General features: G+C 66.6%; 24 protein-coding genes. 14 read left to right on the top strand and 10 right to left on the bottom strand.

The genetic code is table 11. The annotated features are described in order from the left end of the window. Nucleotides 1–35: 35 nt before the first annotated feature. The 4 genes from ACP5M5_RS08985 to lipA all read right to left on the bottom strand — a co-directional run bounded on the left by ACP5M5_RS08985 (nucleotide 36) and on the right by lipA (nucleotide 2,883). A complete protein-coding gene (locus ACP5M5_RS08985) occupies nucleotides 36–260 on the bottom strand; it encodes a hypothetical protein (protein ID WP_427936788.1) in 225 nt (74 codons plus the stop codon). 99 nt (nucleotides 261–359) lie between these two features. Next, nucleotides 360–1,430: a threonine aldolase family protein gene (locus ACP5M5_RS08980; RefSeq protein ID WP_427936787.1), complete on the bottom strand. Its 1,071-nt coding sequence runs from the start codon at nucleotides 1,428–1,430 to the stop codon at nucleotides 360–362. Further along, the gene (locus ACP5M5_RS08975; RefSeq protein WP_427936786.1) at nucleotides 1,430–1,909 is read right to left on the bottom strand and encodes a type II toxin-antitoxin system RatA family toxin; all 480 of its coding nucleotides are present in this window, start codon (nucleotides 1,907–1,909) and stop codon (nucleotides 1,430–1,432) included. Before ACP5M5_RS08975 ends, ACP5M5_RS08980 begins: the two co-directional genes overlap by 1 nt. Nucleotides 1,910–1,911: 2 nt before the next feature. Beyond that, nucleotides 1,912–2,883 carry a lipoyl synthase gene (gene lipA, locus ACP5M5_RS08970; RefSeq protein WP_427936785.1) on the bottom strand — a complete coding sequence of 324 codons (972 nt, stop codon included), beginning with the start codon at nucleotides 2,881–2,883 and terminating at the stop codon, nucleotides 1,912–1,914. A gap of 188 nt (nucleotides 2,884–3,071) precedes the next feature. Between lipA and ACP5M5_RS08965 the strand changes: the two genes are divergently transcribed. The 7 genes from ACP5M5_RS08965 to ACP5M5_RS08935 all read left to right on the top strand — a co-directional run bounded on the left by ACP5M5_RS08965 (nucleotide 3,072) and on the right by ACP5M5_RS08935 (nucleotide 10,261). After that, on the top strand, nucleotides 3,072–4,223 hold the full coding sequence (locus ACP5M5_RS08965; RefSeq protein ID WP_427936784.1) for a fatty acid desaturase family protein: 1,152 nt from the start codon (nucleotides 3,072–3,074) through the stop codon (nucleotides 4,221–4,223). Continuing rightward, on the top strand, nucleotides 4,220–5,383 hold the full coding sequence (locus ACP5M5_RS08960; protein ID WP_427936783.1) for a fatty acid desaturase family protein: 1,164 nt from the start codon (nucleotides 4,220–4,222) through the stop codon (nucleotides 5,381–5,383). Before ACP5M5_RS08965 ends, ACP5M5_RS08960 begins: the two co-directional genes overlap by 4 nt. A gap of 135 nt (nucleotides 5,384–5,518) precedes the next feature. Beyond that, complete coding sequence (locus ACP5M5_RS08955) at nucleotides 5,519–7,123, top strand: L-lactate permease (protein ID WP_427936782.1); 1,605 nt, start codon at nucleotides 5,519–5,521, stop codon at nucleotides 7,121–7,123. A gap of 192 nt (nucleotides 7,124–7,315) precedes the next feature. Further along, entirely contained in the window at nucleotides 7,316–8,902 is a 1,587-nt protein-coding gene (locus ACP5M5_RS08950; protein ID WP_427936781.1) for an L-lactate permease, read from the top strand. 177 nt (nucleotides 8,903–9,079) lie between these two features. Beyond that, on the top strand, nucleotides 9,080–9,505 hold the full coding sequence (locus ACP5M5_RS08945; RefSeq protein ID WP_427936780.1) for a hypothetical protein: 426 nt from the start codon (nucleotides 9,080–9,082) through the stop codon (nucleotides 9,503–9,505). Further along, nucleotides 9,496–9,819 carry a hypothetical protein gene (locus tag ACP5M5_RS08940; protein ID WP_427936779.1) on the top strand — a complete coding sequence of 108 codons (324 nt, stop codon included), beginning with the start codon at nucleotides 9,496–9,498 and terminating at the stop codon, nucleotides 9,817–9,819. The genes ACP5M5_RS08945 and ACP5M5_RS08940 overlap by 10 nt, the downstream gene beginning before the upstream one ends. A 76-nt stretch (nucleotides 9,820–9,895) precedes the next feature. Further along, nucleotides 9,896–10,261: a hypothetical protein gene (locus tag ACP5M5_RS08935; protein ID WP_427936778.1), complete on the top strand. Its 366-nt coding sequence runs from the start codon at nucleotides 9,896–9,898 to the stop codon at nucleotides 10,259–10,261. A 5-nt stretch (nucleotides 10,262–10,266) separates the two neighbouring features. Here ACP5M5_RS08935 and ACP5M5_RS08930 read toward each other — a convergent pair whose 3' ends face one another. Next, nucleotides 10,267–10,551, bottom strand: coding sequence for a BolA family protein (locus ACP5M5_RS08930; RefSeq protein WP_427936777.1), 285 nt, complete (start codon nucleotides 10,549–10,551; stop codon nucleotides 10,267–10,269). A gap of 78 nt (nucleotides 10,552–10,629) precedes the next feature. Here ACP5M5_RS08930 and ACP5M5_RS08925 point away from each other — a divergent pair, with 78 nt between their 5' ends. The 3 genes from ACP5M5_RS08925 to cobT are packed head-to-tail and all read left to right on the top strand — an operon-like array spanning nucleotide 10,630 to nucleotide 14,167. Beyond that, complete coding sequence (locus tag ACP5M5_RS08925; RefSeq protein ID WP_427936776.1) at nucleotides 10,630–11,241, top strand: J domain-containing protein; 612 nt, start codon at nucleotides 10,630–10,632, stop codon at nucleotides 11,239–11,241. 31 nt (nucleotides 11,242–11,272) lie between these two features. After that, nucleotides 11,273–12,292, top strand: coding sequence for a cobaltochelatase subunit CobS (gene cobS / locus ACP5M5_RS08920; protein WP_427936775.1), 1,020 nt, complete (start codon nucleotides 11,273–11,275; stop codon nucleotides 12,290–12,292). 9 nt (nucleotides 12,293–12,301) lie between these two features. After that, nucleotides 12,302–14,167, top strand: coding sequence for a cobaltochelatase subunit CobT (gene cobT, locus ACP5M5_RS08915; RefSeq protein ID WP_427936774.1), 1,866 nt, complete (start codon nucleotides 12,302–12,304; stop codon nucleotides 14,165–14,167). A gap of 38 nt (nucleotides 14,168–14,205) precedes the next feature. On the opposite strand, the gene ACP5M5_RS08910 is transcribed toward cobT, so the two are convergent. The 3 genes from ACP5M5_RS08910 to glmU are packed head-to-tail and all read right to left on the bottom strand — an operon-like array spanning nucleotide 14,206 to nucleotide 18,186. Next, nucleotides 14,206–14,970 (bottom strand): glucose 1-dehydrogenase, encoded by a 765-nt coding sequence (locus ACP5M5_RS08910; RefSeq protein ID WP_427936773.1) that lies wholly within the window; start codon nucleotides 14,968–14,970, stop codon nucleotides 14,206–14,208. Between the two features lie 58 nt (nucleotides 14,971–15,028). Continuing rightward, nucleotides 15,029–16,852: a glutamine--fructose-6-phosphate transaminase (isomerizing) gene (gene glmS / locus ACP5M5_RS08905; protein ID WP_427936772.1), complete on the bottom strand. Its 1,824-nt coding sequence runs from the start codon at nucleotides 16,850–16,852 to the stop codon at nucleotides 15,029–15,031. Then, a complete protein-coding gene (gene glmU / locus ACP5M5_RS08900) occupies nucleotides 16,852–18,186 on the bottom strand; it encodes a bifunctional UDP-N-acetylglucosamine diphosphorylase/glucosamine-1-phosphate N-acetyltransferase GlmU (RefSeq protein WP_427936771.1) in 1,335 nt (444 codons plus the stop codon). The genes glmS and glmU overlap by 1 nt, the downstream gene beginning before the upstream one ends. Nucleotides 18,187–18,264: 78 nt before the next feature. Between glmU and ACP5M5_RS08895 the strand changes: the two genes are divergently transcribed. After that, entirely contained in the window at nucleotides 18,265–18,924 is a 660-nt protein-coding gene (locus ACP5M5_RS08895; RefSeq protein WP_427936770.1) for an HAD-IA family hydrolase, read from the top strand. 158 nt (nucleotides 18,925–19,082) lie between these two features. After that, nucleotides 19,083–19,517, top strand: a complete 435-nt coding sequence (locus ACP5M5_RS08890) for a CBS domain-containing protein (RefSeq protein WP_427936769.1) — start codon at nucleotides 19,083–19,085, stop codon at nucleotides 19,515–19,517. On the opposite strand, the gene ACP5M5_RS08885 is transcribed toward ACP5M5_RS08890, so the two are convergent. Beyond that, nucleotides 19,496–20,353 (bottom strand): prephenate dehydratase, encoded by an 858-nt coding sequence (locus ACP5M5_RS08885; RefSeq protein WP_427936768.1) that lies wholly within the window; start codon nucleotides 20,351–20,353, stop codon nucleotides 19,496–19,498. The two genes, ACP5M5_RS08890 and ACP5M5_RS08885, sit on opposite strands and share 22 nt — an antisense overlap. Next, complete coding sequence (locus ACP5M5_RS08880; protein WP_427936767.1) at nucleotides 20,350–21,108, bottom strand: 3-deoxy-manno-octulosonate cytidylyltransferase; 759 nt, start codon at nucleotides 21,106–21,108, stop codon at nucleotides 20,350–20,352. The genes ACP5M5_RS08885 and ACP5M5_RS08880 overlap by 4 nt, the downstream gene beginning before the upstream one ends. Before the next feature lie 240 nt (nucleotides 21,109–21,348). Between ACP5M5_RS08880 and ACP5M5_RS08875 the strand changes: the two genes are divergently transcribed. Next, a complete protein-coding gene (locus ACP5M5_RS08875; RefSeq protein WP_427936766.1) occupies nucleotides 21,349–22,344 on the top strand; it encodes a c-type cytochrome in 996 nt (331 codons plus the stop codon). A gap of 15 nt (nucleotides 22,345–22,359) precedes the next feature. Continuing rightward, the gene (gene hisN, locus ACP5M5_RS08870; protein WP_427936765.1) at nucleotides 22,360–23,148 is read left to right on the top strand and encodes a histidinol-phosphatase; all 789 of its coding nucleotides are present in this window, start codon (nucleotides 22,360–22,362) and stop codon (nucleotides 23,146–23,148) included. Nucleotides 23,149–23,195 lie beyond the last annotated feature (47 nt).

Below are 23,195 nucleotides of genomic sequence, written 5' to 3'. Positions count from 1 at the left end.
CGCTGTGGCGTTGCGCCGATGGCCTTGCGGCGTGATCAGTTCTGCGTCGCGCCACCCGCCGCCGGCGCCGGCGCGGCGTTCGCCGCCGGAGCGGCCTTCTTGGTCGACTTCTTGTGCGCGGATTTCTTCATCTTGTGATGCTCATTCGGAGCCTTCTGGTCGGTCTGACCCTCGGTGCCCTGAGCCTTCTGGTCACCCTGCGCGAAGGCCGGTCCGGCGAGGAGCAGGACGGCGGCCAACGCAACCACGAAACGCTTCATACTTATTCTCCTTGGTGTCGCTCGCGACGAATCTAAGTTGCCCGGCACGATGCGCCGGCCCGCAACCGCTAATCATTCCGCCCGCCTGCGGTCAAGCCCTTAGCCGGCCTCAACTGCTATGCGAAATGATTCGATCGCGAACTCGACGTCCGCGCGCGTGACGTCGAGATGCAACCCGGCCCGCCCGCGACCGCGCCCGAAGACGCTGATGAGGACGCCGCGGGCGTGCAGTCGTGCCGCCAGCGTCTCGATCGGAAGACCGTTGGTGAGTTCGAAAAACACCAGATTAGTCTCCGGCCTTTCCACCGCGAGACCCGGAATCGTCGCTAGCCCCTCGGCAAGGCGGGCAGCATTGGCATGGTCCTCGGCAAGCCGCGCGACATGGTGATCGAGCGCATGAAGACAGCCGGCGGCAGCGATGCCGCCCTGGCGGAAGGCGCCGCCGAGTCGCTGCTTCCAACGCCAGGCAGCGTCGATGAACGCCGCATCGCCCGCGAGAACGGCACCGATCGGCGCGCCCAACCCCTTTGTGAAATCGAGCCAGACGCTATCGAACGGCGCCGCCATGTCGGCGGCCGCAATGCCGCTCGCCACCACCGCATTCAGAAGCCGCGCCCCGTCCATGTGGGTTTTCAAGCCGTGGCGATGGGCGAGGTCGGCGACCGCCGCCAGCGCGGCTTGCGGCCAGACACTGCCGCCGCCGAAATTCGCGGTCTGTTCGACGGCGAGCAAAGTCTGTGGCGCGGCATAGCGATAGCCACGTGGCGTCAGCGCCGCCTCCAGGGTGGCGGCATCGAACATGCCGCGCGCGCCGGGAAGGCCGACAACCCGCGCCCCGGCGAGCGCCCAGGGGGCGCCGCCCTCGCTGGTCGCGATATGGGACATCTCGTGGGCGAGAATTTCGTCGCCAGGGCGGCAATGGGTGAGAATAGCGATCTCGTTGCACATCGTGCCCGAGGGCAGGAACATCGCCGCTTCCTTGCCCAAAAGCGCCGCCATGCGGGCGCAAAGGGCGTTGATCGTCGGATCCTCGCCGCGCTGCTCGTCACCAACCTCGGCCGCTGCCATCGCCGCCCGCATCGCCGCCGTCGGGCGCGATTGGGTGTCTGAAAACAGGTTCACCCTGACCGGCGGCAAAGCCGGATCGGGCAAAGGCGGGGCGAGCGCCATCAGGGTTTCGCCGCGGTGACGAGCGGCGAGGCCGGGTTTTGCCGCGCCGGCGGGCCATAGACCTCACCCGCGCGCTTGAGGAACGCGTTCACCATGCGCCGCACCGCCTCATTGAACACGACGCCGATGGCGGCCTGCAGAATCCGCGAACGGAATTCGAAATCGACGAAGAAATCGACATGTGTTCCCCTCGGGTCGGGCGCGAAACGCCACTGATTGTTGAGATAGCGGAAGGGGCCGTTTTCATACCGCACGCGGATGAGCGTGGGTCGCTCAAGCGCGACGCGGCTGGTAAAACTTTCGCGAAACGGGCCGAAGCCGATGGTGAGATCGGCGACCACCTCGGCGTCACTCTGGGCCCGCACCCGGGCGCCGATGCACCAGGGCAGAAATTCGGGATATTTGCCGATATCGGCGACGAGATCGAAAAGCTGCTCCGGCCGATAGCCAACCACCCGGCGCTCGGCATGGGTCGGCATCGCTAGGCCGCGCAGCCTGCGCTGCGCGCGGCGCGGAGGGCGGCGAAATCGGCGTCGGCGTGATAGGAACTCCTTGTCAGCGGCGAGGCGGCGACCATGGCGAAACCGCGGGCGCGGGCGAGCGCCGCGTAGTCTGCGAATTCCTCGGGTGGGACGAAGCGCTCGACCGCGGCATGCTTGACGGTCGGCTGCAGATATTGGCCGAGGGTCAGGAAATCGACCCCGGCGATGCGCAGATCATCCATCACCTGCATCACCTCGGCGCGGCTTTCGCCCAAGCCCAGCATCAGGCCGGATTTGGTGAATATCGCCGGATCATGTGCCTTGACCTGGTCGAGCAGGCGGAGTGACTGGTAATAGCGTGCCCCGGGACGGATCGCGGGGTAGAGCCTGGGGACGGTTTCGAGATTATGGTTGAAGACGTCGGGGCGCGCTTGCGCGACCTGCCGCCAGGCCTCGCCCTTGCGCAGGAAATCGGGGGTCAGCACCTCGATCGTGGTGCCGGCGGCGCGGGCGCGAACGGCCTCGATGACGACGGCGAAATGCGCGGCACCGCCATCGGCGAGATCGTCACGATCGACGGACGTGATAACGACATGACGCAGACCGAGCCGCGCAACCGCGTCCGCGACGCGCGCCGGCTCATCGCCATCGAGCGGCGCCGGCTGGCCGGTGCGGACATTACAGAAACCGCAGGCGCGGGTGCAGGTATCGCCCATGATCATCATCGTCGCATGGCGGACCGACCAGCATTCCCCGATATTCGGGCAAGCGGCCTCCTCGCACACCGTGTGCAAGCGGTTTTCCGCGAGCAGCGCGCGGGTTTCGTGATAGACCGGATGGGTCGGCGCCTTGACCCGGATCCAGGCGGGTTTGCGCGCGATCGGGTTATCCGGCCGGTGGGCTTTCTCGGGATGGCGCGGGCCCGGCGCCGCAACCGCGCCGCCCCGCCGATGATCGATCACAACGCGCATGGCTCTCGCTCTCGCTGTTGCCGCCCGGCGGACCAGACGGCTTCACCGGAGAAGTAATCGCTCACCGCGCTCTCTGCAACGCGGCGGCCGCCGGCTTGCGGATCATGACGCCGTCCCCTAAACTCATGACAGGACTCTCGTCGAAATAGTGATCCGCGGGGCATCTGCACGCCTAAGGAGTAACGGCCATGACGAGCCGATCCGCGACCGCCGAAACCGAGCCGGCTCCGGTCCCGCGCGAACATGTCCGTCGCGCGCTCGCCCCCTATCTCGCCCTTGCCCCAGGGCGGGCGCTCGCCGATTTCCTGATCGATTATGCATGTTACGTCGCGGCCATCGCCGGCGTGCTGTTCGCGCCCTGGCTCGCTGCGAAAATTCTTTGCAGCCTCGTCGCCGGCATCAAGATCGCCAATCTCGGCACACTCGGCCATGACGCGGCGCACGGCAATCTTTTCCGCCGCCGATGGCAGAACCGCCTGGTCGGCGTTCTGGCCTTTCTTCCCGGCCTCTATAATTTCCGCCTCTGGCTTTACGATCATCACAACATCCACCACATCGTGACGAACGGCGAGCATTGGGATGCTTGGAAGCCGTTCTCGAAAGCGGAATATGATGCCCTGCCGCGTTTTCGCCGCTGGCGCGAGCATCTCTATCGCATGCCGTTCGGGCTGGGCTTTGCGCCCTATTACATCATCGAACGTTGGTGGGTCATGCGGTTCTTCCCGCGCGCATCCTTTCTGCCGGCGCGCTTCATGGCCTCGGCCTGGTGGTATTTCGCGCTTCTCGTGGTCTATCTCGGCGGATTTCTGGCTTTGCTCGCCTGCGCGCCGCTCTATTCCTCGACCGGCACCGCAACCGCCCTCATCCTCGGTTTCGCGCTGCCGTTCTATGTCTGGCAGACGCTGTTTTCCTTCTCCTCCCTGGTCAACCACACCCACCCCGACATTCCCTGGTTCAACGGCCCGATCGACCGCAAAAACGCCGTGCCGATGGAACAGATCTCGCTCCATCTCGCCTTTCCCTATTGGTTCGCCCTTTTTGTCCATTTCGTTTACGAGCATCCCGTGCATCACGTGATGCCGCGCATCCCCTATCATCGGCTCTGGGCCGCTCAGCACCATTTAAAAGAGATCGCCCCGCACGATTCCGTGCGTCAGGATTTTTCCTTCGCCTGGCTCAACGACATGCTGCGCCGCTGCAAGCTCTATGATTACGAGCGCAATCGCTGGCTCGATTTCGAGGGCCGGCCGACGGCCGCCTCTCCGCTCAGCGCCGCGCGGCGGGCGGCGGTGGCACGCGGCCGCGGCATGACGGCGCGTGCTGAAGGAGTAATGGCATGACGAGCCGATCCGCGACCGCTGAAACCGAGCCGGCTCCGGTCCCGCGCGAACATGTCCGCCGCGCGCTCGCCCCCTATCTCGCCCTCGCCCCGGGGCGGGCGCTCGCCGATTTCCTGATCGATTATGCGTGTTACGGCGCGGCCATCGCCGGCGTGCTGTTCGCGCCCTGGCTCGCCGCGAAAATTCTTTGCAGCCTCGTCGCCGGCATCAAGATCGCCAATCTCGGCACACTCGGCCATGACGCGGCGCACGGCAATCTTTTCCGCCGCCGATGGCAGAACCGCCTGGTCGGCGTTCTGGCCTTTCTTCCCGGCCTCTATAATTATCAGCTCTGGATTTATGATCATCATCAAGTCCACCACCCGTTCAACAATGGCCGCCACCGGGATTCATGGACTCCCCTCTCGAAAGCGGAATACGACGCCCTGCCGCGTTTTCGCCGCTGGCGCGAACGTCTCTATCGCATGCCGTTCGGGCTGGGCTTTGCGCCCTATTACATCATCGAACGCTGGTGGGTGGTGCGGTTCTTCCCGCGCGCATCCTTGCTGCCGGCGCGCTTCATGGCCTCGGCCTGGTGGTATTTCGCGCTGCTCGTGGTCTATCTCAGCGGATTTCTGGCTTTGCTCGCCTGCGCGCCGCTCTATTCCTCGACCGGCACCGCAACCGCCCTCATCCTCGGCTTCGCGCTGCCGTTCTATGTCTGGCAGACGCTGTTTGCCTTCTCCGTCCTGGTCCACCACACCCACCCCGACATTCCCTGGTTTGACGGCGCCGTCGACCGCAAGGACACCGTGCCGATGGAGCAGATCTCGCTCCATCTCGCCTTCCCCTATTGGTTCTCCTTTCTGGTCCACTTCATTTGCGAGCATCCGGTGCATCACGTGATGCCGCGCATCCCCTATCATCAGCTTTACGCGGCGCAGCGGCGGCTGAATGACGTGTCGTCCGAGCTGATCGTCTATCAGCGTTTTTCCTTCGCCTGGCTCAACGACATGCTGCGCCGCTGCAAGCTCTATGATTACGAACGCAATTGCTGGATCGACTATGATGGCCGGCCGACGGCCGCCTCTCCGGTCACTGACGCGCTGCGGACGGCGATGGCGCGCAGTCGCGGCACCATGTATGTTCCGCCGCATGGCGCCACGGCGCCAGCGGCGTAGTGCTGCCGGCGCGGAGAAAACCCTACCCGAGACGCAACCACAAGACGAAATGGCGGGATTTGCCCGCCCGCGTGACAAGACGAAGGCAACCCTCTAGAGAATAGCGAGAATTCTATCTCTGGGAGGAAGGTATCAATGTTCAACCAGCTATTGACGCCGGTGGCGGGAAGTTTGCCGCTTTCCTTCGTGATCGCGGCCTTGCCGATCGCCGTCGTACTCGCGCTGCTCGGCGTCGCGCAGCGTCCGGCGTGGCAATCCTCGCTCGCCGGGCTGATCGTTGGCCTCGTCATCGCGATCGGGGTCTGGCAAATGCCGGCCGGACTAGCCTTCGATTCGGTCGCTAACGGTATCGTCTTTGCCGTCTGGCCGGTGATGTGGATCGTCTTCACCGCCCTTCTGCTCTATAATATCGCGGTGGCCGCCGGGCGCTTCGATGCGTTCCGCGATTGGGTCTTAGAGCATCTCCCCAATGACCGCCGGGTCATCCTGGTGGTGGTGGCGTTTTGTTTCGGCGCCCTGCTCGAAGGCATCGCCGGGTTCGGAACCCCGGTCGCGATCACCTCTTCCCTCCTGATCATGGTCGGCTTCAGGCCACTCGAGGCGCTCACCTATACGCTGATTTTCAACACCGCGCCGGTTGCCTTCGGCGCGCTCGGCGTTCCCATCACCGTGCTCGGCGCGGTGACGCACCTGCCGGCGTTGCCGCTCGGGCAGATGGTCGGGCGGCAATTGCCGTTCTTCGCCTTCATGCTGCCCTTCTACGTCATGGCGCTTTATGGCGGGCGGCGCTCGCTCGCCGCGGTCTGGCCGATGCTGCTCATCGCTGGCGGCAGTTTCGCCCTCACCCAGTTCGTCGTCTCCAATTACGTCAATTATGCCCTGACCGACGTGCTGTCCTCGCTGGTTTCGCTCATCATCACCGTCAGCTTCCTCAAACTCTGGCGGCCGGCGCATGATCCCGCTTACGCCGTTGCCAGTGACATCCGCGAGGGCGCCCGCCACGAGACGCTGAGCCCGTGGTCGGCCTGGCTCCCTTGGGTGCTGGTCTCGGTCGTGGTGATCGTCTGGACGATCCTGAAAATCTTCCTGATCGGCGATACGAAAATCGCCTGGCCGGGTTTGCACAAGGCGGTGTTCATCACCCTCTATAAGACGCCCTATGCCGCGATCTGGGATTTCCAGCCGCTCGGCACCGGCACCGCGATCCTGCTCGCCGCCGTGATCGCGGCGGCGCTGATGGGGGTCGGGCCCGCTGGCTTCCTCAAGGCGATCGGCGATACCTGGCGCCAGACCAGGATCGCCATCCTGACCGTCGCCCTCATCGTCGGCCTCGCCTTCTTGATGAATTATTCCGGCATGACTTATACGCTCGGCCTCGGGGTTGCCTCGCTCGGTATCCTGTTCCCGCTGGTCTCGCCATTTCTCGGCTGGGTCGCGGTGTTCCTCTCGGGGAGCGACACCTCGGGTAACGCCCTGTTCGGCAATCTTCAGGTGGTGGCGGCGAACCAGCTTCAGCTCAACCCGGTGCTGATCGCCGCGACCAATTCCTCGGGCGGCGTCATGGGCAAGATGATCTCGCCGCAGAACATCGCGACCGGGGTTTCGACCACTGAACTCAAGGGCCAGGAGGGGGTGGTCTTCGCCCGCACCTTCATCCACAGCATCATCATGACGATCTTGCTCGGCCTGCTGGTGCTGGTGCAGCAATATATCATCCCCGGGATCATCCCGACGCCTTGAGACGAGCAGACCCGGCTTCCGGGGGACGAGCGGCGTCCCCCGGAGGCCGCGGCCCTGGCGGCCGCATCGCCGCCTAATCGGATATCACGACACGCAACGAAGAGGATTTTCTTACGACGACGAAATAAATAAATGATGGGACGCCGCTGACGCGATAAAAACGCAAAAATCTTGTCCGGGGGGATGTCGTCCATGTTCAACCAGCCCTTGACGCCGGTGGCGGGGAATCTGCCGCTCTCTTTCGTCATCGCCGCCTTGCCGATCGTCATCGTGCTGGTGTTGCTCGGCATCGCGCAGCGCCCCGCTTGGCAAGCTTCCCTCGCCGGGCTCATCGTCGGCCTCGCCATCGCGCTCGGCGTCTGGCGTTTCCCCGCCGGCCTCGCGTTCGCCGCGGTCACCAACGGCGCCGCTTTCGCGTTGCTTCCGGTGATCTGGATCGTCGTCAACGCGCTTTTGCTTTATCATCTCGCCGCCGCCGCCGGGCGCATCGATGCGTTTCGCGACTGGATCCTGGTGCATCTCCCCGATGATCGCCGGAGTGTTCTGGTGGTGGTCGCGTTCTGCTTCGGCGCCCTGCTCGAAGGCATCGCCGGCGGCGGGACGCCGGTTGCGATCACCAGTTCGCTCCTCATCATGGTCGGCTTCCGGCCGCTCGAGGCGCTCACCTATACGCTCATTTTCAACACGACCCCGGTCGCCTTCGGCGGATTTGGCGTCCCGATCACCGTGCTCGGCGCGGTGACCAATCTCCCCACCGTCGTGCTCGGACAGGCGGTCGGACGGCAATTGCCGGTCTTTTCCTTCATCTTGCCGTTTTACGTTGTCGCGCTTTATGGCGGGCGGCGTTCGCTCGCCGCGGTCTGGCCGATGCTGCTCATCGCTGGCGGCAGTTTCGCCCTCACCCAGTTCGTCGTCTCCAATTACGTCAATTATGCCCTGACCGACGTGCTGTCCTCGCTGGTTTCGCTCATCGTCACCGTCGGCTTCCTCAAAATCTGGCGGCCGGCGCACGATCCCGACTACGCCATCGCGAGCCGCATCCGCGACGGCGCTCGCCACGAAACCCTGAGCCCGTGGTCGGCGTGGCTTCCTTGGGTGCTGGTCTCGGTCGTGGTCATCGCCTGGACCGTCCTCGGGGTCTTCGTGATCGGCGATGTGAAAATCCCCTGGCCGGGTTTGCACAAGGCGGTGTTCATTACCCTCTATAACAAGCCCTATGCGGCGATCTGGGATTTCCAACCGCTCGGCACCGGCACCGCGATCCTCCTCTCCGCCGTGATCGCGGCAGGGCTGATGGGGGTCGGGCCGCGCGGCTTCGCGAGAGCGATCGTCGCTACTTGGCAGCAAATCTGGCTCGCGATGCTGACCGTGATCCTCATCGTCGGCCTCGCCTATCTGATGAATTATTCCGGTATGACCTATACGCTCGGGCTCGGGGTTGCCTCGCTCGGGGTTCTTTTTCCCCTGGTTTCGCCGTTTCTCGGCTGGGTTGGGGTGTTTCTCTCCGGCACCGATGCCGCGAGCAATGCCTTGTTCGGCAATCTTCAGGTGGTGGCGGCGAACCAGCTCCATCTCGACCCGGTACTGATCGCCGCGACGAACTCCTCGGGCGGCGTCATGGGCAAGATGATCTCACCGCAGAACATCGCGGTCGGCGTCTCGACGACCGCGCTGAAAGGCCGCGAAGGCGTGGTTTTAGCGCGCACTTTCGTCCACAGCGTGGTCTTCACGCTCCTCGTCGGTATTTTGTTGCTGGTGCAGCAATATATCATTCCGTAGGTCTATCACGCCGTGAGGCGGGCCGATCTCACCGGAAATTGATTTTTTCGCGGACATCGGGGGTGGCGAATCGCCGCCCTGTGCCCAAATCGTAACCAAGCGTTACATGGCTGGGCGGGAAGCCCATCCGCCCCCCATTCCCCGGTCCTCACGGCCGGATTTTTAGGGAGATGTGTGATGACGCGTACATTGCTGGTGTCCTCGATCGCGATCTTGGCGCTCGGCGCCGGCCCTGTGCTGGCGGCCCACGGCGGCGGGCATGGCGGGCATCATGGCGGCTCGGCGGCCGCTTCCTCGGGGGGTGCAGCCGCCGGGGTCGGCGCCGCCGGCAGCGCCAGCGCGGCGGCAAGCGGCGGCTCGCGCGGAAGCATGAGCGCGGCCAACGGCATGCATGGCGGCAGCCTGCAGCCCGGCGCCGGCTTCGCCGATACGCAGATCCCCTGGGGCTCGACCGATACATCCGTCCAGGGCGGGCCTGGCCTCGGCGGCATGGGCGGCAGCACCATGCAGGTCAGCGATTACGGCAAGAAGAGCTGGCCTTGCTACCCGGCCGGACAATGGGCCGGCAGCGCCGATTTCCACGCCCCAGCCGGATGCAAATAATCAGAGTCTGCTTCCTGCCGGCGCTGGCTCTCGCGGCGCTCTTAGGGAGTGCGGCGCCGGCATGTGCGCAGTTCGGCGGCGGGCTCGCGCCGGGGGAACACGGCGATACCGATCTTCCCTTCGGCACCACCGATACCACCGACCAAGGCTGGGCCGGCTATGGCGGGCCCGGCGGCAGCTCGGCAAAGGTCGATGCGTATGGCAAGAAGAACTGGCCCTGCTATCCTGCTGGGCAATGGGCGGGAAGCAAGGATTTTCATCCGCCGAAAGATTGTCCGCAAAACGGTGGCAACGCGAGCCCGGTGGCGAAGTAACGTGATTTTTGCTTGACTGGCATCAGGCGATGCGCGACGCGACGCGCGAGAAGAAGGGGCGCGAGGAGAAATGGACATGATCAAAATCGGCTCGCTTGCGATCGGTCTCTTGGTGGCGGGGAGTGCGTTGGCGCTCGCGCGACCGGGCACCCCAGGGATGAGTGGCTATGCCCATGGCGGCAGTATCGGCGGTGTCTCGCCCTTTACGTCTATGACCGGCCTTCCCGCCTATACCGGCGTCGGTGGCATGGGGATGGTTGGCTCGCATGCGGCGCAATATGGTCCGCATGTCGGCGGCAGTGTCGATGGCGGCGGGGCGGGCAGCCTCGGCTATGCTGGTGCGACGATGAAGGGGACTGCGACCGGCGGCGCAAGCCGGCTCCATGCGAGCCCGTTCCTCGGCGCTGGCACCGGCGGCCTTGGCGCCGGAAGCGGCATGTAGCCGGCTCAACCCGGATTTGCGTGCTCTTGCGGCGTCCGCAAGGTCAGCGCCAAGGCGTGCAGTCCGTTTGAAAATTCCGCCGCCAGCGCCGCATGCACGGCGCGGGCGCGGGCGACGCGGGATTGGCCGCGAAACGCGTCGGCGACCATCAGGATATGGTAATGCGTCTCGCCCTCGGGCCGCGCCCCGGCATGGCCGGCGTGGCGGGCGCTGTCATCGGTGACGGTGAGGGTCTCGGGCGCGAAGGCGGCGCGGAGGGCGGTTTCGATACGAGCGGCGCGGGTCTGCATGCCACCCATATCGGCTTTGTCGGCGCGATTGCCAAGCGGTGGTTGCCAAGCGCCGCCAGCGTGGCACATTAGGCGGTGATGACGAGACGCGTTTCCCGAGCCCGGGCCTACGCGCCCGACCCGGCCGCGCCGGGCCGGAGCTGCGATCACGCCGGTTGCCCGGCGGCAGGCGAATACCGGGCCCCGAAATCCCGCCGCAGCTTGCGCGAATACTGGTGGTTCTGCCTCGACCATGTGCGCGCCTATAATCTGTCCTGGGATTACTACAAAGGCATGTCGCCGGGGCAGATCGAGGCGGAATTGCGCGCCGATCTCTCCTGGCAGCGTCCGACCTGGCCGCTCGGCCAAGGCGCGCCGGCCGGAGCGGCGGCGAATTCACGTTGGGATGAGCGCCGCGCCGAGGAGATTCTACGCGATCCGCTCGGCGCGCTCGGCGCCCGCCGGCGTGAGGCGCAAGGACGCGAGACGGCGGCGCCGGCCGAACTGCGTGGCCCGCTCGCGCTCTTCGATCTCGCCTGGCCGACCACCCTCAAAGACGTAAAGCAACGCTATAAACAGCTTGCCAAACGCCACCACCCCGACGCCAATGGCGGCGATCCCGCCGCCGCCGAGCAGTTCAAACGTATCAGCCACGCCTATGCGACGCTGCGCGGCCATCTCGCCGCGGGCACGCTCGCGGCGGCGGAATGATTTTCATGAAACCGATAGGATCCCGAGGCCGATGAACAAGGTTGCCGCCTTCGCCGAAGCCCGCAGCACGACGCCGACCTCGGCGATCGACATGCCCGACCAGAAGGTCGCCGCGCGCGATCTCTTCGGGGTCGATATCGACCTCGAGGTGCCCGCCTTCTCGGTGCGCACCGAGCATGTCCCGGATATCGACGACACCTACCAGTTCGACCGCGAGACCACGCTCGCCATCCTCGCGGGCTTTGCCTTCAATCGCCGGGTGATGATCCAGGGCTATCACGGCACCGGCAAATCGACCCATATCGAGCAGGTCGCGGCGCGCCTCAACTGGCCCTGCATCCGCATCAATCTCGATAGCCATATCAGCCGCATCGATCTCATCGGCAAGGATGCGATCGTGCTCAAGGACGGCAAGCAGGTGACCGAGTTCCGCGAAGGCATCCTGCCCTGGGCGCTGCAGCACCCCTGCGCCCTGGTGTTCGACGAATACGACGCCGGCCGCCCCGACGTGATGTTCGTGATCCAGCGCGTGCTCGAGGTCGAGGGCAAGCTCACCCTTCTCGACCAAAGCCGGGTGATCCGCCCGCATCGCGCCTTTCGCCTGTTCTCGACCTCGAACACCGTCGGCCTCGGCGACACCACCGGGCTCTATCACGGCACCCAGCAGATCAATCAGGGTCAGATGGATCGCTGGAACATCGTCGCGACCCTCAATTATCTGCCGCACGCCCAGGAAACCGCGATCGTGATGGCGAAACTCGGCATCGACCCCGAGGATCGGGCGGCGAAGGCGCGCATTGAAAGCATGGTGGCGCTCGCCGATCTCACCCGCGCCGGCTTCATCAACGGCGATATCTCGACCGTGATGTCGCCGCGCACGGTGCTGACCTGGGCGGAAAATACCGAAATTTTCGGCGATGTCGGCTTCGCTTTTCGCCTGACCTTCCTCAACAAATGCGACGAGGCCGAACGCGGCACAGTCGCTGAGTATTATCAGCGCTGCTTCAACGCCGAACTGCCGACGGGTGTTGCGCCGCGGCGGGGTATTTGAGCCGCGGCGATGGGCGCCTCCCCCGATAACAGCCGCAGCGAAGCCTTCAAACGGGCAACCTCCGGGGCTCTCCGTGCCATCGCCGCGGTGCCGGATGTCGATGTCGCCTATCAGCCCGGCGCCGCCGGCCTGATCGGCAAACGGGCCCGCCTGCCGTTGCCGACGCGCGCCCTGCCCCCCGCCGAAATCGCCAAGCTGCGCGGCGCCGCCGACAGTCTCGCGGTGCGTCTCCGCTATCACGATGCGGCGCTGCACAGCGCCCGCAGCCCGGCCAGCCGCGAGGCGCGCGAGGTGTTCGACGCCCTGGAACAAGCGCGGGTCGAGGTCATCGGCGCCCGTCACATGGCGGGCGTTGCGGCCAATCTCGAGGCGCGGCTGCTCGAGAGCGTCACCGCCGACGGCCAGCCGCTCAGCCGGCGCGAGCAACTGCCTCTGGCGCAAGCGCTGGCCTTGCTCGCGCGCGAACGCATGGCCGGCCAGGCGGCGCCGGCGGCGCTGCAGAGGGCGCTCGGAGAGTGGCGCGAGGGGCTCGGCGACGAGGCCGCGGCCGCGTTCGCGGCCCTCGCCGATGCCAAGGACGATCAATCCGCCTTCGCCCGCATCGCCCGCAAATTGCTCGCGACCCTCGCGATCGCCGAGGCCGAGCCGGAAGCGAGCGAGAGCGAGGAGGGCGGCGAGGGTGCAGAGTCCCCCGATGGCCCAGAGGATAACGCGCCGCAAGCCGCCGGTGATGCCGAGAGCGAGGCCGAACAGCTCATGGGCGCGAGCGAGGAGGCCGCGGATGGGGAGGCGGGCGAGGAAGAAACCGGTGACGCCGATGAGAAGGACGGGGCGGCCGAAGGCGATGAGCGCCCCGGTGGCATGCGCCCGCCGCCGAGCGCGCCGGCGGGGGCGCATGAGCCGGGCTATCACGCCTATGCCCGCGCCTTCGATGAGGAAGTCACCGCCGAGGCGCTGTGTGACGCAGACGAGCTATCGCGGCTTCGCCAACAGCTCGACCAGCAGCTCCAGCACCTGCAAGGCGTGGTCAGCAAGCTCGCCAACCGCCTGCAACGCCGTCTGCTCGCGCAGCAGACCCGCGCTTGGGAATTCGATCTCGAGGAAGGCATGCTCGATGTCGGCCGGCTCGCCCGTGTCGTCGTCAACCCGCTGCAATCGCTGTCTTACAAGCGCGAGCGCGAAACCGAGTTTCGCGATACCGTGGTGACGCTTTTGATCGACAATTCCGGCTCGATGCGCGGCCGGCCGATCACGGTTGCGGCGATGTGCGGCGACATCCTCGCCCGCACGCTCGAGCGTTGCGCCGTCAAGGTCGAGATTCTCGGCTTCACGACGCGCGCTTGGAAAGGCGGGCAAAGCCGCGAGCGCTGGGTCGCCGATGGCAAGCCGCGTGATCCCGGCCGGCTCAACGATCTCCGCCACATCATCTACAAGGCCGCCGACGCGCCATGGCGGCGGGCCCGCAAGAATCTCGGCCTGATGCTGCGCGAGGGGCTTCTTAAGGAAAATATCGATGGCGAGGCGTTGCTCTGGGCCTATCGCCGCCTCGTCGTCCGGCCCGAGCACCGGCGCATCCTGATGGTGATCAGCGATGGCGCGCCGGTCGATGACAGCACGCTCTCGGTCAATCCCGGCAATTATCTCGAACGCCATCTGCGCGAGGTCATCCGCGAGATCGAGCGCGCCGGGGCGGTGGAATTGACCGCGATCGGCATCGGCCACGACGTCACCCGCTATTACCGTCGCGCGGTGACCATCGTCGATGCCGAGGAGCTGGGTGGGACGATGATGAAGAAGCTCGCGGAGTTGTTCGACGAGGATGACGCCGCCGCCTGGGCGCGTGTCAGCGCCGAGCGCGCGCCGCTGGTCGCCTAAGCGGCGTCACACCAAACGGCGGGTGCTCGCCGTCGGGTTCAGACCGTCCGCCCGCCATCGACGGGCAATTCCACGCCGGTGATCAGCGCCGCCTCGTCGGACGCGAGGAAGACCGCGGCATGGGCGATGTCGCTCGCCCGCGACATCCGCCCGAGCGGGATGGTCGCGAGGAATTTCGCCCGGTTCTCGGGCGTGTCCGGCATGCCCATGAACGCTTCGAGCAGCCCGGTCTCGCCCATCACAGGACAGATCGCGTTCACCCGGATTTTCCAGGGCGCGAGCTCGACGGCAAGCGATTTCGACATCAGATTGACCGCGCCCTTTGAGGAATTGTACCAGGTGAGACCGGGCCGCGGCCGGATCCCGGCGGTCGAGCCGATATTGAGGATGACGCCGCCGCCGGCCTCGCGCATGAGCGGCACCACGGCGCGGACGAAATGGAAAATCGATTTGACATTGACACGATAGACGCGGTCGAACTCCGCCTCCGTCACATCGAGGAGCGGCTGGTTGCGATGCGTCGTGCCGGCATTGTTGACGAGGATCGTCGGCGTGCCGAACGCGCCCTTCGTCTCGCTCACCACCCGCGCGACATCCTCGGCGCTTCCGACATCGGCGGTCATCGCAAGCGCCGCGGCGCCGAGCCGCGCGGCGACCGCGCGCGCCGCATCAGCGCGAATGTCGACGACCGCAACCCGCGCCCCCTCGGCGACATAATGCTCGGCAATCCCTTCGCCGAAACCGCCGCCAGCGCCGGTGACGATCGCAACCCTGCCCGCAAGCCGCCCCATTTTCTCCGTCATGTCCGTCTCCTTGCCCCGGTTTCGCGCGCCATCCCGCGATGATGAAATGCCCTCGCCGTCACTCCACCGTCACCGATTTCGCGAGGTTGCGCGGCTGATCGACGTCGGTGCCTTTGAGCACCGCGACGTGATAGGCGAGGAGCTGCACCGGGATCGCATAGAGGATCGGCGCGACGAAGGGGTCAACGCCGGGTAGCACGATGGTTTCGCTCGCGATGCCTTTCAGCTTCGCCGCGCCGACGGAATCACTGAGCACGATGATCTGCCCGCCGCGCGCCGCCGCCTCCTGAAGGTTGGATGCGGTTTTTTCGAAGAGCGGCCCCGATGGCGCGATCGCGATCACCGGCACGGATTTGTCGATGAGCGCGATGGGCCCGTGTTTCATTTCCCCGGCAGCGTAACCTTCCGCGTGGATATAGCTGATTTCCTTGAGTTTCAGCGCGCCTTCGAGGGCGATCGGGTAACAGGCGCCGCGGCCGAGATAGAGCACGTCACGGGCTTCGGCGATGCGCGCGGCGAGGCGTTGGATGGACTCGTGGGTGTCGAGAATCTCGGCGGCGCGGCCTGGGACTTCGAGCAGGGCGGTGGTCAGCGCCTGCCCCTGCTGGCGATCGAGGGTGCCGCGGGCGCGCGCCAGCGCCAGCGTGAAACAGGCGAGGACGCAAAGCTGGGCGGTGAAGGCTTTGGTGCTGGCAACACCGATTTCCGGCCCGGCGACGGTCTCGAACACCGCATCGGCATCGCGCGCCATGCTGCTTTCGGGCACGTTCACCACGGCAGCAATGTGTTGCTGCGCCGCTTTCATGTAACGCAAAGCCGCGAGGGTATCGGCGGTCTCGCCCGACTGGCTGACCAGAAGCCCGAGCCCGCCGGGGGCGAGCGGCGGCGCGCGATAGCGGAACTCGCTCGCGACATCGGCCTCGGTCGGCAGACGGGCGATGCTTTCGAGCCAATAGCGCCCGACCAGCCCGGCATAAAAAGCCGAGCCGCAGGCGCTGACGACGGCGCGCGGGAGGGCGGCGAGATCGAACGGGAGCGTGGGTAACACTGCTTGGCGGGTGCCGGGGTCGATCATCTGATGCAGCGTGTCGCCGATCACCGCCGGGTGCTCATGCAGCTCCTTTTCCATGAAATGGCGGAACTCGCCCTTGCCGATCGCCGCACCCGAAAGCGCGGTCAGCTTGACCTCGCGCATCACTTCCTCGCCGGCGGCGGTATAGAAGCGGGCGCCCTCGCGCGTCACCACCGTCCAGTCGCCGTCGCGGAGATAAGCGATGCGGCGGGTGAAGGGGGCGAGCGCCAAGGCATCCGAGCCGACATACATCTCCGCCGTGCCGAAGCCGACGGCGAGCGGCGCGCCGTGCTGGGCGGCGATGATCAGGTCGGGATGGCCGGCGAAGATCATTGCCAGGGCATAGGCGCCTTGGAGGCGGCGGAGGCTGGCACTCGCGGCGGCGATCGGCGTTAGCCCCTGGCGAAGATGGAGATCGACGAGCTGTGCGACGGTTTCGGTGTCGGTCTCGGTCTCGAACACTTGGCCCTCGGCCTCGAGTTCGGCGCGCAGCTCGGCATGGTTCTCGATGATGCCGTTATGGACCAGGACGACGCGCTCGGTGCCGTGCGGATGGGCATTGGCCTCGGTCGGTGCGCCATGGGTCGCCCAGCGGGTATGGCCGATGCCGACGCTGCCGGCGAGCGGCGACGCGGCGAGAGCTGTTGCGAGATTGGCGAGCTTGCCCTCGGCGCGGCGACGCTGGATCACGCCCTCGACCAGGGTCGCGATGCCGGCGCTATCATAGCCGCGATAAGCGAGGCGCTGGAGCGCTTCGAGCAGCAGCGGCGCCGCAGCACCACTCCCGATCACGCCGACGATGCCACACATCAGCCCTGCTCCTTACTGCGCTTTTGCGCTTGTGCCCGGTCGCGCAATTGCCGCGCCCGCCCCGGCTTCGTCACCTGCCGTCCGCGCGCGATCGCCAGCGCCTCGGCGGCGACATCCTCGGTGATGACACTGCCGGCGGCGGTGATGGCGCCGGCGCCGACGCTGACCGGCGCGACCAGCGCGGTATCGGAGCCGATGAAGGCGCCAGCGCCGATCACCGTCCGGTATTTGTTGGTGCCGTCGTAATTGCAGGTGATGGTGCCGGCGCCGATATTGGCCCCGGCGCCGATTTCGGCATCCCCGAGATAGGTGAGATGATTGGCCTTGGCGCCAGGGCCGAGATGGGCGGCTTTGAGTTCGACGAAATTGCCGACATGAGCGCCGGCGGCGATTACCGTGCCGGGACGGAGGCGTGCGAACGGGCCGATGATCGCGTCTTCCCCCACCGTGCAGCCCTCGAGATGGGAAAAAGCACGGATTTCGGCGCCGGCGGCAACCCGCACGCCGGGGCCGAAGACGACGTTCGGGCCGAGCGTGACATCAGGCGCGAGGATGGTATCAGCGGCGAGAAACACGGTCTCGGGTGCGACCATCGTCACCCCCGCCGCCATCGCCGCGGCGCGAAGCCGCGTCTGCAGCGTCGCCTCGGCGCTCGCGAGTTCGGCGCGGGAATTGATGCCGCGGCATTCCGCCTCCGGCGCCTCGATCGCGGCGACAGCCGCACCCTCGGCGACGGCACGGCCGACGATATCGGTGAGATAGAGTTCCCCCTTGGCGTTGTCTGGGGTCAGCGTCTCGAGCCAGCGCCGGAGATCGCCGGCATCGGCGGCGAAAACCCCAGCATTGCACAGCGTCTCGGCGCGCTCGGCCTCATTGGCGTCGGCCCATTCGACGATCTTTTGCACATAGCCATCGGCGGTGATCACCCGGCCGTACTGGCCAGGATCGGCCGGACGCATGGCGAGCAGCGCCAGCGCCGCGTCACCAGCGCTGCGACGCGCGAGGAGGCGCGCTAGCGTCGCCCCCTCGATCAGCGGGTTATCGGCATAGAGCACCGCGACCTCACCCTCGCCGAAAGCGGGGACGGCCATCAGTGCAGCATGGCCGGTGCCGCGGCGCTCTTCCTGGATCACCACCGGGTGCGGCGCGGCAAGGCGAGCGAGTGCTGCCATCTCGGGGCCGATGACGACGATGATGCGGGAAAACACCGTCTCGCAAGTGGCGATGAGATGGGCGAGCATCGGCCGCCCGGCAAGCGGATGCAGCGCCTTCGGCCGCGCCGATTTCATGCGGGTGCCGAGGCCGGCGGCGAGAATGACGGCGGTTGCGCTCATCGGACGATCAGCTAGCCTTTTCGCCGATACCGTGTCAAAGCCCAAACCATCAATCAATTTTACGGAGTTTTACCGACCATGCCGAGCTTGGCGCCGACCCTGGTCATCGATCTCGACGGCACGCTGATCGATTCGCTGCCGGCGATCGCGCGCGCCTTGAACGTCGTCCTGGCCGCGCGCGGCTTTGCCCCGCTCGCCCCCGCCGCCATCGCCCGCCTGGTCGGCGATGGCGTTGCCGTCCTGCTCCGCCGCGCCTTCGCCCTTTACGGCGCCGAGACCGATGACGCGGCGCTCGCCGCCTTCCGCGCCGATTACGACGCCGATCCGATCACCGGCTGCGCCCCTTATCCCGGCGCCGTCGCGACGCTGGCTGCGCTGGCCGAGGCCGGCTGGCGCTTCGCGCTCTGCACCAACAAGCCGGAAATTCCGGCCCGCGAGATGATCGCCGCCTTTGGCCTCTCGGAACGTTTCGCCGCGATCGGTGGCGGCGATAGTTTCCCGACCCGCAAGCCCGACCCGCGTCATCTGCTCGCGACCCTCGCGGCGGCGGGCGGCGCGCCAGCGGCGGCGGTGATGCTCGGCGATCATGCCAATGACATTGCGGCGGCGCGCGGCGCCGGCGTGCCGGCGATTTTTGCTGCCTGGGGCTATGGCGCGCCGGAGATGGCCGCCGGCAGCGCTGCCATCGCGCCCGATTTTATGGCCGTGCCGGCGCTTCTCGAACGGATTTTACGCTAAAATGTAACCGTTGCGCGGTCATGTTGCGCCGCACGCCTTCCGGTTGCAAAACACGCTGACAAAAGCGCATGCTGCTGCCCTTCGGCGGACGGATCGGTCATGCCTTGCCTGATGGAAAAAAGGGCCGAGCGTCCCCGGCGATTACAGGAGATGGTCCCATGACACTCGCGGCAATTCTCAAGACCAAGGGCCATGACGTGGCCAGCATGCGCCCGACCAGCACCATCGCCGAGGTGGTGGCGAAGCTCGCCGAGCGCGGCATCGGCGCGGTTCTGGTCGAGGATACGCTCGGCCAAATCCTCGGCATCGTCAGCGAGCGCGATATCGTCCGCGCGCTCGCGGTGCATGGCGCGGCAACCCTCACCATGACGGCGGCACAGTTGATGACCGCGCAGCCAGTCTCCGCGACGCCTGGCCTATCGGTCGCAGAGGCAATGCGGCTCATGACCGATGGCCGCTTCCGCCATCTGCCGGTGATGGAGAATGGCAAGCTGATCGGCATCGTCAGCATTGGCGACGTCGTCAAATCGCTGCTCGCGCAACAAGCGCAGGAGGTCGATAGCCTGAAAGCCTATGTCGTCGGCGCCATGTGACGTTGCCGCGCGGCCGGGTAGACGCCGAGGATAGAGACCGCGCGCGAGAAGAAGGCGAGTTCTTCGAGCGCGCGAGCGAGCGGTGGCTGCTCGGGGTGACCCTCGACATCGCAGAGGAATTGCGTTGCCGCGAATTCGCCGCCGAGCATGTAGCTTTCGAGACGCGTCATATTGACGCCGTTGGTCGCGAACCCGCCGAGCGCCTTATACAGCGCCGCCGGGACGTTGCGGACGCGAAAGACGAAGGTGGTCATGACGTCCGCCTGCTCGGGTGGCGGCGGCATCGGGGTCGTCGCCATGATGTAAAACCGCGTGGTGTTGTGGCTCGCATCCTCGACATTGCGGCGGAGGATCGTAAGACCATAGATCTCGGCCGCGAGGGCCGAGGCGATGGCGGCGTCCTCGGGATTACCCCAGGCCGCGACTTGCGCCGCAGCGCCCGCGGTATCGGCCTCGATCACCGCCGTGAGACCGAGTTCGCGCACCAAATCGCGCACCTGCCCGAGCGCGACGGCATGGGAATGGACGCGCTTTAACCCCTCGATCCGCGCGCCGGGCGGGGCGAGCAGGCAATGTTCGACGCGCTGAAAATGCTCGCCGACGATGGCAAGGCCGCTCTCGGGGAGCAGATAATGAATGTCGGGGACGCGGCCGGCGAGGCTGTTTTCACACGGCAGCATGGCAAGCCCGGCCCGCCCCTCGCGCAGCGCCGCCATCGCGCCTTCGAACGTGTCGCACGGGAGGGTCGGGACGCCGGGAAAAGCGGTGCGGCAGGCAAGATCGGAATAGGCGCCGTGCCTGCCCTGAAACGCGATCGGGCCGTTCGAGGGGATCATGCCGCGCCGCCTTCGCCTGGCCGAGCAGGGGCGAGCAGGGCGCGGGCGCGGGCGAGATCGGCGGGGGTGTCGACGCCGAACGGCCCCTCGGCGATGCGGGCGCAGCCGATGCGCATCCCCGCCTCCAGCGCGCGCAGCTGCTCGAGCGTCTCGCGCGCTTCGAGCGGGCTCACCGGCAGGGCGACGAACCGCGCCAGCGCCGCGCGGCGGAACGCATAGATGCCGATATGGTGCCAGCGCGGCCCCGCGCCATGCGGGATCACGGCGCGCGAGAAATAGAGCGCCGGCGCGACCGTGGCCTCATGCGCGAAGGCGCAGGCGGCTTTCACCACCGAGGGCAGGGCAGCTTCGGCGTCATCGCGGATCGGCGCGACCAAAGTGCCGATATCGATCGCCGGGTCGGCGAGCGGGGTGAGGGCGGCGCGCAGATGCGCGGGGTCGATGGTCGGGAAATCGCCTTGGAGATTGACGACGACATCGAACACTCCGTCGGGATCGTGGCGTTCGAGGGCGGCGAACACGCGGTCAGAGCCCGAGGGAAGCGCGGGGTCGGTCATGATCGCTCGAAATCCGCCGGCTTCGGCGGCGGCGATGATCGCCGGGTCGGCGCCGGCGATCACCACCGGGCCGATCGCGGCGCTCCGGGCGCGTTCGGCGACATGGAGCAGCATCGGCCGGCCATGAATATCGGCGAGCGGCTTCCCCGGAAGGCGGGTCGCGGCGAGGCGGGCGGGAATGATGACGATCGGGTTCATCGGTAGGGCGAACGGGGGTAGGGCGAACGGGGGTAGGACAAACCGGGACGGGGCGAACGGGCGGTCATGATTTGGCGACGAGTTCTTGCTTCGGGGTGGGTTGCGAGGGGCGGGCGGTTTCCGTATGGTGCCGCAACCTTAGGGTAGGCAAGGCCGGACTTGCAACGCGCGGGGCTTTCCCCAGCGCCACGAGACCGGCCGGGCCGCCGATATAACGTGCTCGATCGGGGTAGTCGCCGCATGGACAGTCTGGCCGTCAACAAGGGTCTCGCCGCCATCCTGGTCGCGGGGATCGTCTATTCGCTCTCCGGCTTGGTTGCCGAAGCGCTGGTCCATCCCGAGGAACTCAAGGAAAGCGCCATCAAGATCGAGGGCGTGCCGGCCGCGACCGAGAGCGCACCGGCGAAACAGGAAGGCCCGGCGCCGATCGCGCCCCTCATGGCCGCCGCCAGCGCCGAGAAAGGCAAGGAGGACGCGCAAAAGCTCTGCTCCGTCTGTCACTCCTTCGGCGAAGGCGAGCCGGCCAAGGTCGGCCCTAATCTTTATGGCATTCTCGGCGACAAGCGCGCCCACATGGCCGGGTTCGACTATTCAGACGGGCTGAAGAAGCTCGGCGGCACCTGGGATTACGAAGGCTTGAACCACTGGCTCTATGACCCGCGCTCATTGGTGCCGGGCACGCGCATGGCCTTTGCCGGCATCAAGAACGATGCCGAGCGCGCCGATGTGATCGCCTATCTCCGCTCGCTCGCCAAAAACCCCGAGCCGTTGCCGAAGGTCGAGCCGGCGGCGGCGAAAGCGGAAGCGGCGCCAGCCGCGGCAGCGCCGAAAGGGCCGGATTTCGAAGCGCTGGTGGCCGCGAGCGACCCCGCCACCGGTAAGGCCGATGTCGAGAAACTCTGTGTCGTCTGTCACTCCTTCGGCAAAGGCGAGCCGGCTAAGCTGGGGCCCAATCTCTATGGCATCGTTGGCGCGCCGCGCGCCCACATGGCCGGGTTCGATTATTCGGATGGGCTGAAAAAGCTCGGCGGCACTTGGAATGACGACGAACTCAACGCCTGGCTCACCAATCCGCGTGAGGTGGTCTCTGGCACGCGGATGGCTTTCCCCGGCATCAAGAGCGAGAAGGAGCGGGCGGCGGTGGTCGCCTATCTCCGCAGCCTCTCGCCGGACGCGCCGCCCCTGACCAAGGCGCCGGCGACGGCCGAAAAGCCCGCCGAGCCCGGCAAGCCGTGACCTTGGCCGCGGGTTTTGGCGCGGGATGACCGAGATTGTCTGATCGCCTGCGCCGAGGCCGCCGCGGCGGCCGCGGCGTCGGTTGTTCGCCCCTGCTTCCGCGCGCCACTCGCTGTTGCGCGCAAACATGATGACAGCCCGGTCACCATCGCCGACCGCGAGGCGGAGCAAGCGATGCGCCGGGTGATCGCGGCGCATTTTCCCAAGGACGGCATTCTCGGCGAGGAGTTCGGGCACGAGCGCGAAGGCGCCGGCCGCCTTTGGGTGCTCGATCCGATCGATGGCACCCGCGCTTTCATCACCGGCCGACCATTATTTGGCACGCTCATCGGGCTGCTGGAGGAGGGACGGCCGGTGCTCGGCCTCATCGACCAGCCAATCACCGGCGAGCGCTGGCTTGGCGTTGCCGGCGAGGCGCTGCGGTTTCGGGGACCGCTCGGCGGCCGGCCCGGCTGTCGCCGCTGCCCTTCGCTCGCCGAGGCGGAACTCACCGCAACCAGCCCCGCGATGTTTTCACCCGACCAGGCCGCCCGCTTCGCCCGCCTCGCCGGCGCCGTCCGCCGCGTCTCGTGGGGGGGGGATTGCTACGGCTATGGCTTGCTCGCGCTCGGCTTGATCGACATGATCGCGGAAGCCGATCTGAAGCTTTGGGATTGGGCGGCGCTGGTGCCGGTGATCGAGAGCGCCGGTGGCGCGGCGTGTGACTGGCAGGGGCGGCCGCTTGCGATCGGGGGTGACGGCACGATACTCGCGCTCGGCGATCCCGCGTGCGAGGAGGCGGCGCTGGCCTTGCTCGCCGGGTGATCGCGGGCGGCGCGTTCTCGTTCCTCGCGGGCAGCGCGTTCTCGTTC

This window comes from Acidibrevibacterium sp. (genome assembly GCF_049965395.1).
Classification (GTDB): Bacteria; Pseudomonadota; Alphaproteobacteria; order Acetobacterales; family Acetobacteraceae; genus Acidibrevibacterium; species Acidibrevibacterium fodinaquatile.
The sequence above is the reverse complement of the archived record's forward strand: the minus strand, read 5'-3'. Positions and strand labels throughout refer to the sequence as shown.

Bases quoted from the DNA above. Each gene is read 5' to 3' on its own strand.
- ACP5M5_RS08940 (WP_427936779.1), top strand. From the start codon at position 9,496: ATGCAAATAATCAGAGTCTGCTTCCTGCCGGCGCTGGCTCTCGCGGCG.
- lipA (WP_427936785.1), bottom strand. From the start codon at position 2,883: ATGCGCGTTGTGATCGATCATCGGCGGGGCGGCGCGGTTGCGGCGCCG.
- ACP5M5_RS08965 (WP_427936784.1), top strand. From the start codon at position 3,072: ATGACGAGCCGATCCGCGACCGCCGAAACCGAGCCGGCTCCGGTCCCG.
- ACP5M5_RS08890 (WP_427936769.1), top strand. From the start codon at position 19,083: ATGACACTCGCGGCAATTCTCAAGACCAAGGGCCATGACGTGGCCAGC.
- glmU (WP_427936771.1), bottom strand. From the start codon at position 18,186: ATGAGCGCAACCGCCGTCATTCTCGCCGCCGGCCTCGGCACCCGCATG.
- ACP5M5_RS08980 (WP_427936787.1), bottom strand. From the start codon at position 1,430: ATGGCGCTCGCCCCGCCTTTGCCCGATCCGGCTTTGCCGCCGGTCAGG.
- ACP5M5_RS08985 (WP_427936788.1), bottom strand. From the start codon at position 260: ATGAAGCGTTTCGTGGTTGCGTTGGCCGCCGTCCTGCTCCTCGCCGGA.
- ACP5M5_RS08960 (WP_427936783.1), top strand. From the start codon at position 4,220: ATGACGAGCCGATCCGCGACCGCTGAAACCGAGCCGGCTCCGGTCCCG.
- ACP5M5_RS08885 (WP_427936768.1), bottom strand. From the start codon at position 20,353: ATGATCCCCTCGAACGGCCCGATCGCGTTTCAGGGCAGGCACGGCGCC.
- ACP5M5_RS08935 (WP_427936778.1), top strand. From the start codon at position 9,896: ATGATCAAAATCGGCTCGCTTGCGATCGGTCTCTTGGTGGCGGGGAGT.
- cobT (WP_427936774.1), top strand. From the start codon at position 12,302: ATGGGCGCCTCCCCCGATAACAGCCGCAGCGAAGCCTTCAAACGGGCA.
- cobS (WP_427936775.1), top strand. From the start codon at position 11,273: ATGAACAAGGTTGCCGCCTTCGCCGAAGCCCGCAGCACGACGCCGACC.
- glmS (WP_427936772.1), bottom strand. From the start codon at position 16,852: ATGTGTGGCATCGTCGGCGTGATCGGGAGTGGTGCTGCGGCGCCGCTG.
- ACP5M5_RS08975 (WP_427936786.1), bottom strand. From the start codon at position 1,909: ATGCCGACCCATGCCGAGCGCCGGGTGGTTGGCTATCGGCCGGAGCAG.
- ACP5M5_RS08925 (WP_427936776.1), top strand. From the start codon at position 10,630: ATGACGAGACGCGTTTCCCGAGCCCGGGCCTACGCGCCCGACCCGGCC.
- ACP5M5_RS08950 (WP_427936781.1), top strand. From the start codon at position 7,316: ATGTTCAACCAGCCCTTGACGCCGGTGGCGGGGAATCTGCCGCTCTCT.
- ACP5M5_RS08910 (WP_427936773.1), bottom strand. From the start codon at position 14,970: ATGACGGAGAAAATGGGGCGGCTTGCGGGCAGGGTTGCGATCGTCACC.
- ACP5M5_RS08955 (WP_427936782.1), top strand. From the start codon at position 5,519: ATGTTCAACCAGCTATTGACGCCGGTGGCGGGAAGTTTGCCGCTTTCC.
- ACP5M5_RS08945 (WP_427936780.1), top strand. From the start codon at position 9,080: ATGACGCGTACATTGCTGGTGTCCTCGATCGCGATCTTGGCGCTCGGC.
- ACP5M5_RS08880 (WP_427936767.1), bottom strand. From the start codon at position 21,108: ATGAACCCGATCGTCATCATTCCCGCCCGCCTCGCCGCGACCCGCCTT.
- ACP5M5_RS08930 (WP_427936777.1), bottom strand. From the start codon at position 10,551: ATGCAGACCCGCGCCGCTCGTATCGAAACCGCCCTCCGCGCCGCCTTC.
- ACP5M5_RS08895 (WP_427936770.1), top strand. From the start codon at position 18,265: ATGCCGAGCTTGGCGCCGACCCTGGTCATCGATCTCGACGGCACGCTG.
- ACP5M5_RS08875 (WP_427936766.1), top strand. From the start codon at position 21,349: ATGGACAGTCTGGCCGTCAACAAGGGTCTCGCCGCCATCCTGGTCGCG.